Below are 12,758 nucleotides of genomic sequence, written 5' to 3'. Positions count from 1 at the left end.
TCGCGGGGACTTTCGGCCCTAGTTGCCCGGTTTGCACGCGTGTCATCTTTATGTAACCGCATGACACAGATACATTGCGATTACGACTGCGAGAGATAACTGGGAGGGTTCCGTGTCCACGGCGCTGACCAACCTACAGCTACTTCACGAGCTCGAGCCGGTGGTCGAGCGTTTGCTCAATCGCCACCTGTCGATGTTCAAGGAGTGGAGCCCGCACGACTACGTTCCCTGGTCGGACGGCCGAAACTTCTACGGGCCGGACGGCCAGGATTGGGAGCCCGGGCAGACGAGGCTGCCCGACGTTGCGCAGGTGGCGATGGTCCAAAACCTGTTGACGGAGGACAATTTACCCTCGTATCACCGTGAGATCGCGATGAACTTCAGCATGGACGGTCCGTGGGGGCAGTGGGTGAATCGATGGACCGCCGAGGAAGCCAGGCACAGCACGGCGCTACGCGACTACCTGGTGGTCACCCGCGCCGTCGACCCGGTCGAGCTGGAGAAGCTGCGGCTTGAGCAAATGACGCGAGGCTTCAGCCCCGGCCAGAACCAGCAGGGCGACATGTTCGCTGAGAGTCTGTTCGACTCGGTCATGTATGTCTCGTTCCAGGAACTCGCCACCCGCGTCTCGCACCGCAACACGGGGAAGGTCAGCAACGACACGGTCGCCGAGCAGTTGATGGCCAGGGTGTCGCATGACGAAAACCTGCACATGCTCTTCTATCGGGATATCAGCGCCGCGGGCCTCGACATCGCGCCCGATCAGGCGATGAGATCGGTGCACCGGATTCTGCGCAACTTCAAGATGCCCGGATTCACCGTCCCGGAGTTTCGCCGCAAGGCGGTGATCATCGCCGTCGGCGGTGTGTACGACCCGCGCATCCATCTCGAAGAGGTGGTGATGCCGGTGCTGAAGAAATGGCGGATTTTCGAACGCGAAGACTTCACCGGCGAGGCCGCCGGCATGCGGGACGATCTGGCGCTGCTGGTCAAGGAACTCGAGGACGCCTCGGTGAAATTCGACGAATCCAAGCAACGCTATCTGGAGCGCGAGGCGCGCAGAACCGAGAAGATCACCGCCAGCAATGTGCTTCGAACGAAAGGGACGCTGACGCTGAGTCAGCACTGACCGCTGTTTGGTTGCCTGACCACGGATGCGGCTGACAGATGGTCGCCGAACAATGTGGGGCATTCCGATGATTACCGGCACGGCTCCGCGTAAGGTGCGACGCACACCCGGGGGTTAGAGAGTAGGAGCTGTATGTCTAATCTCAGGGCGAAAGCTTTGCTTGGTCTGATGCTTGCCTTGATCTCCCCGGGAATAGCCGATTGCACGGCCACCGTCGCGTGCCCAAGCTGCACCGTCGTCACCTCGTAACAGCGCAGGCGCACGGCCCGAAGTGCGCACGCACCCGGACTCAGACCGAAGAGCTCGATTCGAGATAGTCGGCCAGGATGCGGCCGACGAGCGACTCGATATTGGACTCGATCGACGATGCGAGCGTGGCGGTGACGGTCGCCACGGCTTGGGTCCGAAAGCGCACCAACATCGTTATCAGCTCGGCGATTTCGGCGTCGGCCGGCAGCGGTTCGCCGGGCTTGATGCGATCCAGCACGTGTTCGGCTCCGGCTCGCACCAGCATGTCGCTGATCTTGTCGATCTCTGGGACGATCTGTTCGTGGAGGTCGATGAGCTTGTCGAATTTGACGCCGTAGCCGCGGATTTCGTTGAACGCCTCGATGAGTTTCGGGCGGGTGATGGTGGCTTGCGTCCCATCGATCCGAATCAGCTGAAGCGCCACCAGGCGCTCGAATGCGTTGGGATCGTCGACCAGTCGCTGGGCGTCGGCCAGCGACACGGTCTCCGGCTTTTCGGCGGTCCAGGTGCCGGCGATCGCCGTCTCGAGGCCCAGCACGTCGCCGAGGTTTTTGCCTTGCTCCCACGCGCTGAGCATTTCCCGCACGTGCGCGATGTTGTAGCCGCGGTCGAGCATCGAGGTGATGAGCCGCAGCCGGGTCAGGTGGGTGTCGTTGAACAGCGCGATGCGCCCCACCCGCAGCGGCGGTGGTAGCAGCCCGCGGTCGCGGTAGACGCGGATATTGCGGGTGGTGGTGCCGGCCAGCCGCGCCAGATCGTCGATCCGGTACTCACCGGAGTTCGCGTCGCCGTGCGGGTGCCGGGCGGCCGCGTCGAAAAGCTGCGACACCGCCCCCTCGATGAGTTGGCGGTACTCCCGCGATTGGCGCCGAACCCGTTTGGGTGCGCGCCGCACGTTGTGCAGCACGCTGGCGATGGTGCCGGGTTCGGGCCGTGCTGCGCGCTCGGTGGCCATGTCAGTGCGGCAGCTCAGGCTGACGCGGTGGCCTGCGTCTGGGCGCGATGTGCCACCGCCTGATAGTCCTCGTACCGGAAATCCCTCATCTGGCGAAGATACTGCGTCGCGAAGCCGGGGTACATGGACCCGTTGAATCCGTCCTTGGTCAGATACCAACTACGGCACCCCGACATCCAGGTCGTCTTGGTGAGCCGGCGTTGCAGGCCCTCGTTGTGGCGACGCTGGACCTCTTCGCGCACATCGAGGTAACGCAGGTCCTCGTCGAGGATGGTGGTGATCCCGCGCACCGCGTAGTCCAGCTGGCCCTCGATGTAGACCAGCAGCGAGTTGTGGCCCGGTCCGGAGTTGGGGCCGGTCATGACGAACAGGTTCGGATAGCCGTGCACGTTGATGCTCTTGTAAGCCTGTGCGCCAGCGGCCCATTCGGCGGCCAGCGACCGGCCGCCCAGCCCGGTGACCGGGAAAGGCGGACCGGTCAGGTGCACGTCATAACCGGTGGCGAACACGATGCAATCAAGGTGATGCTCGATGCCGTCGCTGGTGCGAATGCCGGCCGGGCTCAACGTGGCGATCGGCCAGTCGATCAGCTTGCAGTTGTCGCGCTGCAGCGCGGGGTAGTACTCGCTGGACACCAACATGCGTTTGCACCCGGGCCGGAAGTCCGGCGTCAGCTGGCGTCGCAACCACGGGTCTTTCACCTGGGCGCGCAGGTGGGCGCGGCCGAGCCGGGCTACCAGCGACGTCAACGGGGTGTCCCACACCAGCGCCGTCGCGCTGGCCTCGTGGCCCCAGTACAGCGCTTGGCGCGCAAGCTGTTGGGTGGCAGGGAGTTTGGCGAACAAGGATTGCAGGGCCGGCGGGGTGGCGACGTCCAACCTCGGCAGCACCCAGCACGGCGTGCGCTGGAAAACCTTGACGAACCCGGCCTGCTTGACCAGCTCGGGGATGATCTGGATGGCGCTGGCGCCGGTACCGATGACCGCGACGCGCTTGCCGGTGAAGTCGTAGTCGTGGTCCCAGCGGGCGCTGTGGATCTTGTGTCCGCGGTAGCTGTCCAGGCCCCGGATGTCGGGGAAGCTGACGTCGGACAGCGGGCCGGAGGCCAACACGACGGTGCGAGCGCGAAACTTCTTCCGGTTCTTGGTGGTCGCGGTCCACACGCCGGCGTCCTCGTCGAAGGTGAGGTCCTTGACCTCGTGGCCGAACTTGATGCGGCTGCGGATGTCGAACCTGTTCGCCATGTCCTCGAGGTGCCGGTAGATCTCGGGCGCGGGGGAGTAGGTGCGTGACCAGGTCGGGTTCTTGACGAAGGAGTACGAGTACAGCAGCGACGGGACGTCGCAGCTGGCACCCGGATATGTTGTGTCGCGCCAGGTTCCGCCGACGCGGTCGGCGCGCTCCAGCATCACGATGTCGTCGACTCCGGCTTCGGCCAGGCGGATTGCCGCGCCCAGTCCGGTGAAGCCGGCCCCGATGATGAGCGCCGCGTGGGCGTGATTGTTCGCCATGGTCACGCCGCCGGCTCGTGGGTGACTTCTCGGACCCAAGTGGGCACCGACGGCAGCAGCGGCCGCGGGTACCGCTCGGAAAGCCACACCATCGAATTGGCCAGCAGGTGGTAGGGGTGGCGGGGATTCGTCACCACTCCGGCGTAGCGCCTCAGGAACCGGTAGGTCGGTACCCGCCTGGCGTGTTCGGCGCGGTCGCCCAGTTCTTTGAATCGCTTCACGGCCTTATAGAGCCGCTCGGGCTCCATGCCCATGGCGACGATCTCGTTGCGGATTCTGTTGATAAGCGGTGCGCCCATGACCGCGCCGATGATGAGGCCCGGGGTTGCGTTGTGGCCGATGAAGTCGATCAGCATTCGTCGGATCTTGGCATGACCGATCATGTCGAGAACTTCGAAATCGACAACCAGATGGCGTGATTCGTCATTGTTGATCTTCTCGAAGACACGATGGCACACCGGGTCGTGCACCTCGTCGAGGAGGAACTTCAACAGTGCGCCGTCCAGTGCGACTTCCAGCATCGGGATGACGGTGCCGAGCAGAGACAGCGGCATGTCGTCAGCCCAGCGGTCCAGCCAATCGATGGCCAGTCGGATGTTCACGTTCGGTTCGGGAACTTCGTCGTCCTCGAGCATGCCCCAGCGCTTCATCAGCGCCAGTTCGGCGTTGGCGTGGCGCTGCTCCTCGGCGTGGAAGTAGCGGTAGATCTCGGCGATGGTCGGTGTGGGTGCCTTCTTGGCCAGCGCCGCAAATCCTCTGGCGCCGATGTTCTCGATCCAGCACAAGTCGGCCATGAATGCCTTGAGCTGTGGCCGCTGCTCGTCGGTGATCGTGTCCGCACCGGGGGCGTCCCAGTCGATGTCGGCGAGGGCCCACTGTCGATCCTTGATCTTGGCGAGCATGGCTTCCATGTCGATGGCCACCGGTAGCTCCTTTCGTCGGGTGATCAGGGCAGATTGATGCGGGATAGCAGGCCGGCCGCGCGTGTATAGGTCTGCGGGGCAAGTCGTTTGATGTTCCAGCCGATCTTGGCGTCGTATTGCGGCATGCAGTACAACTCGCCGCGGTCGTGTGCGTCCAAGCAGGTGCGCGCGACCTTCTCCGCGGACAATCCGGTCCAGCGCATCAGTTTTCCGGCCAGCTCGCTGGATTGTTCGCTGATGCGGCCGGATTCGAGGATGTTGGTCTTGACGAAGGTCGGGCACAGCACGGTGACGCGCACCGGCGTGCCGGCCAGTTCGGCGGCGAGCGTCTCCGAGAGTGAGAGCACACCGGCCTTGCTGACGTTGTAGGCGGCCATGCCGGGCGCCGCACCGAACGCCGCCGCGGAGGCGACGTTGATGATGCCCCGCGGCGCGTGCGACGGCTCGGCCTCGCGCAGGATCGGGGTGAACACATGGCAGCCGTGGATCGGTCCCCACAGGTTGATGCCCAAGGTCCACAGCCAGTCGTCGAGCGGCGCCTCACCGACGGCGGCACCGCCCGCGCCGACACCGGCGTTGTTGATCACCAGGGTGGGTGGCGCCGCGAACCAGGCCTGCGACTGTTCGGCCAGCGCCCGCACGTCCTCGAATCGCGATACGTCGCAACGGATTGCCACCGCCTTGGCGCCGTGTTCGGTAATCGTGTCGGCCGTTTGCTGCGCGGCCGCCTCGTCGATGTCGCTGCACACCACCGCGCCACCACGCTTGCCCAGTTCGATGGCGAAGGCGGCGCCGATGCCGCTCCCGGCACCGGTCACCACCGCCGACGCGCCGCGGCTGGTTTTCGACCGGTTGAGCAGTTTGTCTACGGGGCCGAACATGGTCAGTGGACCTCCTCGGTGGCGGCGCGGGCATCCTGCAGGGCGTGAGCGATGAACCGCGCGACATAGGCCATGGCCTTGGCGGCCTCGGGTGTCATGCGCGGCAACGCCTGGAAGACGTGGACCTGGTGCGGCCAGATCTGCAGTTCGCATCGGCCGCCGGCGGCGCGGATGTCGGCGGCGAGTTGGCGCGCATCCTCTTGCAGCATCTCGGCGCCGCCGGCCTGGATCAGGGTGGGCGGAAGCGGGGCGCCGCCGGCGACGTCGAGCGTCAGCCGTTGGTGGGTGAGCTCCATGCCGCTGTGGTAGAGGCCGACCAGGCGGACCGCGCTCGCCGCCCGGGTGGCGGGATCGGGCCGAATCCGTTCGCGCGCCAGTGACAGCTCGAATGTGAGGTCGTACAGGGGAGAGAGCAGCACCATGGCGGCGGGGTGATCGACCTCTGGCTGCAGCAGTAAGTCCACCGAAAGGTGACCGCCCGCCGAATCACCGGCGATCACAATCTGTTTCGGCGGCACGCCGCAGGTGTTGACCAGCCAGTCCCAGCCCGCGCGGACGTCGTCGGCCGCGGTGGGGAAGCGATGCTTTGGGGCGAGTCGGTAATCGATGCTGAACACCGGCAAGCCGGTCAGGGCCGACAGCCAGGAGGTCAAGCGGCGGTGCGTCTTTGGCGAACACACGGCGTATCCGCTGCCGTGCACGTAGTAGATTGCGCCCGCGCTGATTGAGGAGCGCTCGGTTTCGCTGGTGGGTGTTCGCGGTCCGTAGACCCATTCGCCCTTGACGCGGCGGCCGTCGGGCAGTTTGACGTCGACCGATTCGACGCGGGTGCCCGCGAGCGACGGCCCGAACGTCCCCATGATCCTGGCGACGATCTGGCGCGATAACCACAGCCCCCATGCCCGTTCGGGCGGAATCACGCTGGTGATCGGCCGAAGGGTGTACGTACTTACCGCTGCCGCGCCGCGGGATCGCAACGACCCGCGAGCCGGAACGCCGTCCGTCATACAACGCAGTCAACACCAAATGGTGACATTGGTCAATGGCAGCTTTTCTCGGGTGTGGGCGCCGGCTGGCTACAACAAGTCTGGGCCCCGATAGGTTCTCGAATGAGTTGGCATCTTTGTCAACCAAAGAGATCGTTCGACGCCGACCCTCCGCTGGCGATCGGTGACGTCGTCACGCTGGCCGTCGAAGAGCTCGGCAGCCGAGTCCAGTCGCATCCTGTCCGGTGTGCCGTGTTCGAGCGACGACCTCAGCGCAACATCGAAGACGGGCAGCAGCGTGTGCGCATCACCACGCAGCGTCTCTGACAGCCGTAAGCGCCCATCGTGCGAAATCTGTTCTACTAGTGCATCTGTCACATGACTGACACTCCCGGACGCATCCGGCGACACGACTCAGGTCGGCCGTCGGCGTGACGTTCCGCAGGTCGGGGTCGTAGTCAAGTCCGTTGCCGGCGATGCAATCGGATGCGCCTCAGCGCAACGTTTCGATCGCTGTGTCGAGATCTCGCAACGCGCGCGCGGCGAGCTCGGCCATAGATTTCCGATTCCCGGGTTGCAGCCAGCATCCGAGCGCGTCCGCGAAGGCGAGTGCGCCGACATTGGCGGCCAACTTTGCGGTCGGTGGATTTACCCCTCGCGCGACAAGGGCATCGGCCATCGCCGCGGTCAGAGTGGCGGTTTTGAGCAAGTCCCGCTCTTTCAAATCAGGATTAGCTTCGATGACGGCCTGACGGGTGGCGAGGAATTCTCGGCGGTCGTCTGCGAAGCCGGCGGTGAACGCAAGCAGTGCTGCGCCGACTGCCTCCATGGGCCCGACCTCGGCGGGTGCTTGGGCGATAGCTTCGGCGAACATCTCGCGGTAGGTGTCCTGACCGCGGAACAGGATCTCGCGCTTGTCGGCGAAGTGACGAAAAAACGTTCGCTTGGTTAATCTCGCGCGCTCGGCGATGTCGGCGACGGTGACATTTTCATACCCTCGGTCAGCGAACAATTCCACCGCGGCCACTCCCAACCGCTCAGCGGCGTTGGGTTCCCAGCGACTCATGTCCGCATTCTAAAGTGCGCACCGCGCCCTTATGGCACCAAGTGACGTCACCGTGCTAGTGTGATGACACTAGGTGCCATGAGGTTGGCATTCTCGATAACCCGAATGAGCACCCAGCGTGTAGACGGGAACGCAATGAACGATCTTCGCGCAGCGCACGGCCAGTACGCGGTCGTCACCGGGGCGTCCACGGGCATCGCAGAGCAATTCGCACGGCGTCTCAGCGCCGCGGGCGTAAACGTGGTCCTCGTGGCCCGCCGCAAAGACCGTCTGGACAGTTTGCCGCCCAGCTTGCCCGCGGTCAACACGGTCGGATTGCTGTTCGGACGCGCTCTCGTCGAGACGACGCCGCAATGACCTGAAACGTAAAAACCATTCCGCTGCGGCACCTTTCGAAAGGATCCATCCCGTGCGCATTCCCGGTATGTCAGTCGATATCCCTATCGAGATGGTCGCGACCATGATCCGGCCCGAATTCGCCGACCCGGCGCCGGTGGAGGTCTTCCCGGGGGTGGCGAGCCATCTGGATCGCCCGTATGCCACCGTCATCGGATTCCGCGAACTCACCCTGGATCTGCACATCCCGCACCGACCGGTGCGAACACCCGTTCCCGTTATGGTCTACGCCCATCCGGGCGGGTTCTTCACCGGCATCAAGCAGATGGGGCCGTGGAGATTCCTGCTCGAGGCGGGGCTGGCCGTGGTGTCCGTCCAGTACCGGCTCAGCGGTGAGGCCGTCTTTCCCGCCGCCATTCACGACGTCGCCGCCGCTGTGCGCTGGGTGCGGGCCAATGCCGACCAGTACGGCTTGGATGCCGACCGGATGGTGGGCTTCGGTTCCAGCGCAGGTGCTTACCTCATCAGTGCGGTCGCACTCGCCGGCGACGACAGCGACCTCGTGGGCAGCATCGAACCGTACCCGGAGGTGTCCTGCGCATTGACCGCCGTCGTGGAGCACTACGGACCCACCGATTTCCTCAGACACGATGACGACGCACTTCCCGACGCCGTCGAACGGATGGACGGTCCAGACAGCACACTCGCGAGGTTTTTCGGGTTCGTGCCCGCCGACCGGCCCGAGGTGGTGGAGCGTGGGAATCTGTGCCGTCTGGCGCACCCGGGCGCGCCGCCGTTCCTGATCGTCCACGGCGACCAGGATCGTCGCGTCGGAATCGAGCAGGCGCGGCGTCTTCATCGAGCACTGTCAGCGGCGGGTGTTCGGGCAGACCTGGTGCAGATCGCCGGCGGCGACCACGGGTCGCCCCACTTCGACGCACCGCCCCTGCGCGAGACAACGCTGGCGTTCCTCGAATCCGTTCTCGCGCAACCCCTTCGCCGTTAACACTCGACAACGCAGATCGGAGATCTCACGTGCCCACACTGAGGCGAATTCAGTACCACCGATACGGCGGACCAGAGGTCATGCGGCTCGAAGACTTCGAGCCCAGGCCGCTGGGCCCCGACGACGTTCTCGTTCGGGTCCGCGCGGCCGCCGTCAACCCGATGGATATCGGACTACGCAACGGCAAAATGAAGATGGTGACCGGCCGTCGCTTCCCACGCGGACTGGGCCATGACTTCGCTGGCATCGTCGAGGCCGTCGGCAAGAACGTCACCCGCCTTCGCGTGGGTGACGAAGTCCTCGGTGCCGCATCGATCAAAGAGGCGGGCGCGTTCGCCGACGTGGTCGTGGCCGACCAAGTCAGCGTCGCGAAGAAACCCGCGGAACTGTCGTTCGAGGCGGCGGCGGCCCTTCCCATCGCCGCGGGGACCGCGTATCAAGCCCTTTTCAAGATAGCGAGGCTGCAGCCGGGCGAATCGGTGTTCGTGCATGCCTGCCTTGGCGCAGTCGGCCGCTCCGCCGTGCAACTCGCGTCCGCCAACGGGGCGACCGTGGCGGGCAGCTGTCGCTCCGGGTCGGAGGCCGAGGCGCGGGACCTCGGTGTCGATCCCATCGTGGACTTCGACTTCGACCCCACCGCGCTGCGCCGGCGATTCAACGTCGTCCTGGACAGCGCTGGCAAGTTGCCGAGCAAGAAGGCCCGCGCGATCCTGACCCCGAAGGGGCGAATCGTGAGCGTCATGCCTAGTCCGGCAAACATGGTCAGAAGCGCCCTGCCCGGCCCATTCCACGTCGTGATCGGCAAAGAAGACATCGCTGATCTCGAGGCGCTCACGCGCATCGCCGCCGAGGGCCATCTCCGGCTACCGATCGCCCAAGCGGTGCCACTGTCACAAGCGATCCCAGCGCTGACCGAACTGGAGAAAAACGGAACCGCGAAGCGAGGCAAGTTAATCGTCTTGCCGGGATGAGTCACCCGACTAGTGGAGAGTGTCCTTGAGTCACTTTGTGCTGCAACATGTGTCAGAGCCGGACTCGGTCAACTAAAGTTTTCCAAGCCGTTTGGCGAAGAATTCATCCAGTGCCAAGTCTTGCGCATCAGCGACAAAAGCACGGGCGACGGCTGATGCTCGGCCGGTGGAGTCAACGGCAACGGCGATGGGTGTCTTCACGGTTGGGTCGACGAGTTCTACTGCTCGCAGGTCCGCAGTCATCAGCGTTGTCCACAGCCAGGTGTGCGGGACGATGCACGCCCTGTCACCGTTGGCGGCTTGCGCGAGCAGCGTACTGACCGAGTCGGTCTCGACCTGGGGATGGACGGTGATCCCCAGCTTGGAAAACGTTGCATCGATGATCTGCCGTACCCGCATGTCGGGTGTGAGTAAGGCCAGCGGGAGCCGCGCCGCACGCGACCACTCCAACGTTGAGGTGCCTGCGGGCAGCATGTCGGCGGGAGAGATCAGGACGTAGTTTTCCTCGTACAGCGGCACCAGATCCAGTCCCCGACTGTCTTCGGGCACTACGGGCACAATCGCGGCGTCGAGTTTGAATTCGCGCAGCCGGCGGTAGAGTTCGGAAGTCGCAAGCTGGGATCGGATCTGCACCCTCGCTCTGGGGTGATTGGAACAGAACGCCGAGAGCACCAGTGACGACGTTGTCGATGCGGTCGGTATGGTGCCCAGCCGAAGCGTCCCGGCGATTCCAGATCGGATGGCGCGCATCTCGGCCTTTAGAGCGCCGTGCTCGGCGAGTATTCGTTTGGCCCACGTCAGCAGCCGCTCTCCTTCGGGAGTTAGACCCACAAAGCTATGGCCGCGGTCGATGAGTGTGACGTCGAGTTCGCGTTCGAGCTTGGAGATTCCAGCCGAGAGCGTGGGTTGCGAGACATGGCACTTTTTGGCCGCTTGACCGAAGTGCCGCTCCTGGGCGACCGCAACGAAATACTCAAGCTGTCGAAAGAGCATCGTTGCCTCCTTGCGGACTCAGTTGCTTCGATGTCTCCCGCCTTCGTGACGGCGGGGACGGGCCATGGGCTAAGTCTTGCATGTCTGACCGAATTCGAGGTCCTATTGCGGAGTCGCTTTGACGTACGAAATCGGCAAGAAAAAACGGATGTATTGTCCTGACTATTGCACACACGAGATCGATAGAAGGCGTCGATCGATTCGATAGAAAATGGTGAAATCCGTTGTAGCCATGGACGATCAGCCGAATTTCGTGTAGCAAGAAAAGCGCTGACAATGGGGTCTTCCCGGCATCGCCTGCATGGTCGAATTGGTTGCACGCCCGCGGTCACCTACGGCTGGATTGGCCCGGCATTAGCTGCGTATTCGCATCGTGCTTTGCGCGGGTTGGTGATTGAGAATCGTTGCGCACTGGTACTGAGGAGGTGATGATGACCGAGCTGCAGGCCCAAGCCCATGGGTTAGACGACAACCGCCAAGGCGCTAAGCAGCACCAGGAGAAGCTAACTCGGCCACCCAGAGCGGGAAGCGCAAATGTCGCACGCGGTGACGTAGGTTGCGACGTGCTCCTCGGCGCATTGCGTACCGAGCAAGCCAAACTTGCGCATCGTGTTCGCAGTGCCATTCAGTCTGAGGTTCCGTCATACCGTCTGGTCGTGCCGGAGGCCCTCGCCGCAGAGGTGGACCTCGAGCTGGGCCAGGTCTTGCGGTCCGCCGGCGGCGCTCGAGCGTCGTTGAGCGTTCGAGACTGTGTGAATCTTGCCGCGGTCGGGGAGGAACGCGCGCGCCAGGGCATACCCGTAGACGACTTACTCCGGGCGTGGCGGATCGGCATCGGGGTCGTGGTCGGTTATGCACGCGAAGTTGGGCAATGTCTGGGTGTCGACGACGCGCGGGTGCTCGAGTTTGTCCAATCAGCGTTGACGTGGTCAGACATGGCCATGGTGGAAACGACGCGCGCCCATCGGCGGGGCGAACTGGCTCGTGCCGCCGACGTGTGCCATGCGAACTTCGTTCGAGGCGCGCTGTTAGGAACGATCCCACGGGCCGAACTGAGAATTCAGGCGGAGATGTATGGGCTTGACCCGGCCGGGGAGTACATCGCCGTGCGCGCCCGGCTTGGTGAGGACGTGGCTCAGTGTCAAGTGGAACAAGCACTGGGGCTTCATGATTCGACGCGCGGTCGGTGTGGTCTGTGCGCACTGGTGGATGACGACGCTGCAGGCTTTTTGAATCAGGCACCCCCGAAAGACGTTGATGGCGTCGTTGGGTTTGGGCCGCCGAGGTCGCTGGAACGTCTCGCCGAATCGTATCGCTCGGCCGCGCGCGCCTTGGTGACGGCCGAGGCGTGTGGATTTCGGGGCTCTTACGACATTGCCTCCTTGGGCCTGCGTCCAGCCGTTGCGCTGGATGCCGAGGTCGGCGAACTGCTTCGACGACGTTATTTGGAGCCGCTTGCTGCGGCGAGCTCCGCCGGCGAACTCATTGCCACGCTCCGTGCCTACTTGGCGTGCGGGATGCATGTGGAGCGCACGGCAACAAAGTTGTTCGTCCACCAGAACACCGTGCGTTATCGGATCGGTCGATTTGAGGAACTGACCCGAAAGAGTCTCGGCGACACCGAAGTTCTGTTGGAAGTGTGGTGGGCCCTGGAGCTTTCGGCAATGCATTTGTAGCCGGTGCCAAAGTAGCTGACGGCATGTTGGACGCGGCTCCGTAGACAGCGAATCGCGGCTGGCCGACAGTTAACCG

The 12,758-nt window shown here is 64.0% G+C and carries 13 protein-coding genes; 6 read left to right on the top strand and 7 right to left on the bottom strand.

Annotated elements, in window-relative coordinates; translation table 11 throughout:
• Window positions 1–112: 112 nt before the first annotated feature.
• Window positions 113–1,129 carry an acyl-ACP desaturase gene (locus ACYQ8K_RS02935; RefSeq protein ID WP_459966921.1) on the top strand — a complete coding sequence of 339 codons (1,017 nt, stop codon included), beginning with the start codon at window positions 113–115 and terminating at the stop codon, window positions 1,127–1,129.
• 289 nt (window positions 1,130–1,418) lie between these two features.
• Here the strand turns inward: ACYQ8K_RS02935 and ACYQ8K_RS02930 are convergent, their stop codons facing one another.
• Genes ACYQ8K_RS02930 through ACYQ8K_RS02910 form a run of 5 tightly spaced genes read right to left on the bottom strand, consistent with a single transcriptional unit; the run spans window position 1,419 to window position 6,655 of the window.
• Window positions 1,419–2,333: a MerR family transcriptional regulator gene (locus ACYQ8K_RS02930; protein ID WP_459966920.1), complete on the bottom strand. Its 915-nt coding sequence runs from the start codon at window positions 2,331–2,333 to the stop codon at window positions 1,419–1,421.
• A 14-nt stretch (window positions 2,334–2,347) separates the two neighbouring features.
• On the bottom strand, window positions 2,348–3,850 hold the full coding sequence (locus tag ACYQ8K_RS02925) for a flavin-containing monooxygenase (protein ID WP_459966919.1): 1,503 nt from the start codon (window positions 3,848–3,850) through the stop codon (window positions 2,348–2,350).
• A complete protein-coding gene (locus tag ACYQ8K_RS02920; RefSeq protein ID WP_459966918.1) occupies window positions 3,847–4,767 on the bottom strand; it encodes a ferritin-like domain-containing protein in 921 nt (306 codons plus the stop codon). Before ACYQ8K_RS02920 ends, ACYQ8K_RS02925 begins: the two co-directional genes overlap by 4 nt.
• A gap of 23 nt (window positions 4,768–4,790) precedes the next feature.
• On the bottom strand, window positions 4,791–5,648 hold the full coding sequence (locus ACYQ8K_RS02915) for an SDR family NAD(P)-dependent oxidoreductase (RefSeq protein WP_459966917.1): 858 nt from the start codon (window positions 5,646–5,648) through the stop codon (window positions 4,791–4,793).
• 2 nt (window positions 5,649–5,650) lie between these two features.
• Window positions 5,651–6,655, bottom strand: a complete 1,005-nt coding sequence (locus tag ACYQ8K_RS02910) for an alpha/beta hydrolase (RefSeq protein WP_459966915.1) — start codon at window positions 6,653–6,655, stop codon at window positions 5,651–5,653.
• Between the two features lie 102 nt (window positions 6,656–6,757).
• Here ACYQ8K_RS02910 and ACYQ8K_RS02905 point away from each other — a divergent pair, with 102 nt between their 5' ends.
• The gene (locus ACYQ8K_RS02905) at window positions 6,758–6,961 is read left to right on the top strand and encodes a hypothetical protein (RefSeq protein WP_459966914.1); all 204 of its coding nucleotides are present in this window, start codon (window positions 6,758–6,760) and stop codon (window positions 6,959–6,961) included.
• 166 nt (window positions 6,962–7,127) lie between these two features.
• Here ACYQ8K_RS02905 and ACYQ8K_RS02900 read toward each other — a convergent pair whose 3' ends face one another.
• Window positions 7,128–7,652: a TetR/AcrR family transcriptional regulator gene (locus ACYQ8K_RS02900; protein WP_459966913.1), complete on the bottom strand. Its 525-nt coding sequence runs from the start codon at window positions 7,650–7,652 to the stop codon at window positions 7,128–7,130.
• 183 nt (window positions 7,653–7,835) lie between these two features.
• Here ACYQ8K_RS02900 and ACYQ8K_RS02895 point away from each other — a divergent pair, with 183 nt between their 5' ends.
• From ACYQ8K_RS02895 to ACYQ8K_RS02885, 3 genes are read left to right on the top strand one after another with little or no spacing between them, the layout of a single operon-like run.
• Complete coding sequence (locus tag ACYQ8K_RS02895; RefSeq protein ID WP_459966911.1) at window positions 7,836–8,057, top strand: SDR family NAD(P)-dependent oxidoreductase; 222 nt, start codon at window positions 7,836–7,838, stop codon at window positions 8,055–8,057.
• 52 nt (window positions 8,058–8,109) lie between these two features.
• Window positions 8,110–9,042, top strand: a complete 933-nt coding sequence (locus ACYQ8K_RS02890; RefSeq protein WP_459966910.1) for an alpha/beta hydrolase fold domain-containing protein — start codon at window positions 8,110–8,112, stop codon at window positions 9,040–9,042.
• 29 nt (window positions 9,043–9,071) lie between these two features.
• Entirely contained in the window at window positions 9,072–10,013 is a 942-nt protein-coding gene (locus ACYQ8K_RS02885) for an NADP-dependent oxidoreductase (RefSeq protein ID WP_459966909.1), read from the top strand.
• 72 nt (window positions 10,014–10,085) lie between these two features.
• Here the strand turns inward: ACYQ8K_RS02885 and ACYQ8K_RS02880 are convergent, their stop codons facing one another.
• A complete protein-coding gene (locus ACYQ8K_RS02880) occupies window positions 10,086–11,006 on the bottom strand; it encodes a LysR family transcriptional regulator (RefSeq protein ID WP_459966908.1) in 921 nt (306 codons plus the stop codon).
• 431 nt (window positions 11,007–11,437) lie between these two features.
• Here ACYQ8K_RS02880 and ACYQ8K_RS02875 point away from each other — a divergent pair, with 431 nt between their 5' ends.
• On the top strand, window positions 11,438–12,682 hold the full coding sequence (locus ACYQ8K_RS02875; RefSeq protein ID WP_459966907.1) for a PucR family transcriptional regulator: 1,245 nt from the start codon (window positions 11,438–11,440) through the stop codon (window positions 12,680–12,682).
• Window positions 12,683–12,758 lie beyond the last annotated feature (76 nt).

The sequence above is a fragment of the Mycobacterium sp. MUNTM1 genome, assembly GCF_054660795.1.
Note: the sequence above shows the minus strand (reverse complement) of the source record. Positions and strands in the feature narration are given on the sequence as shown.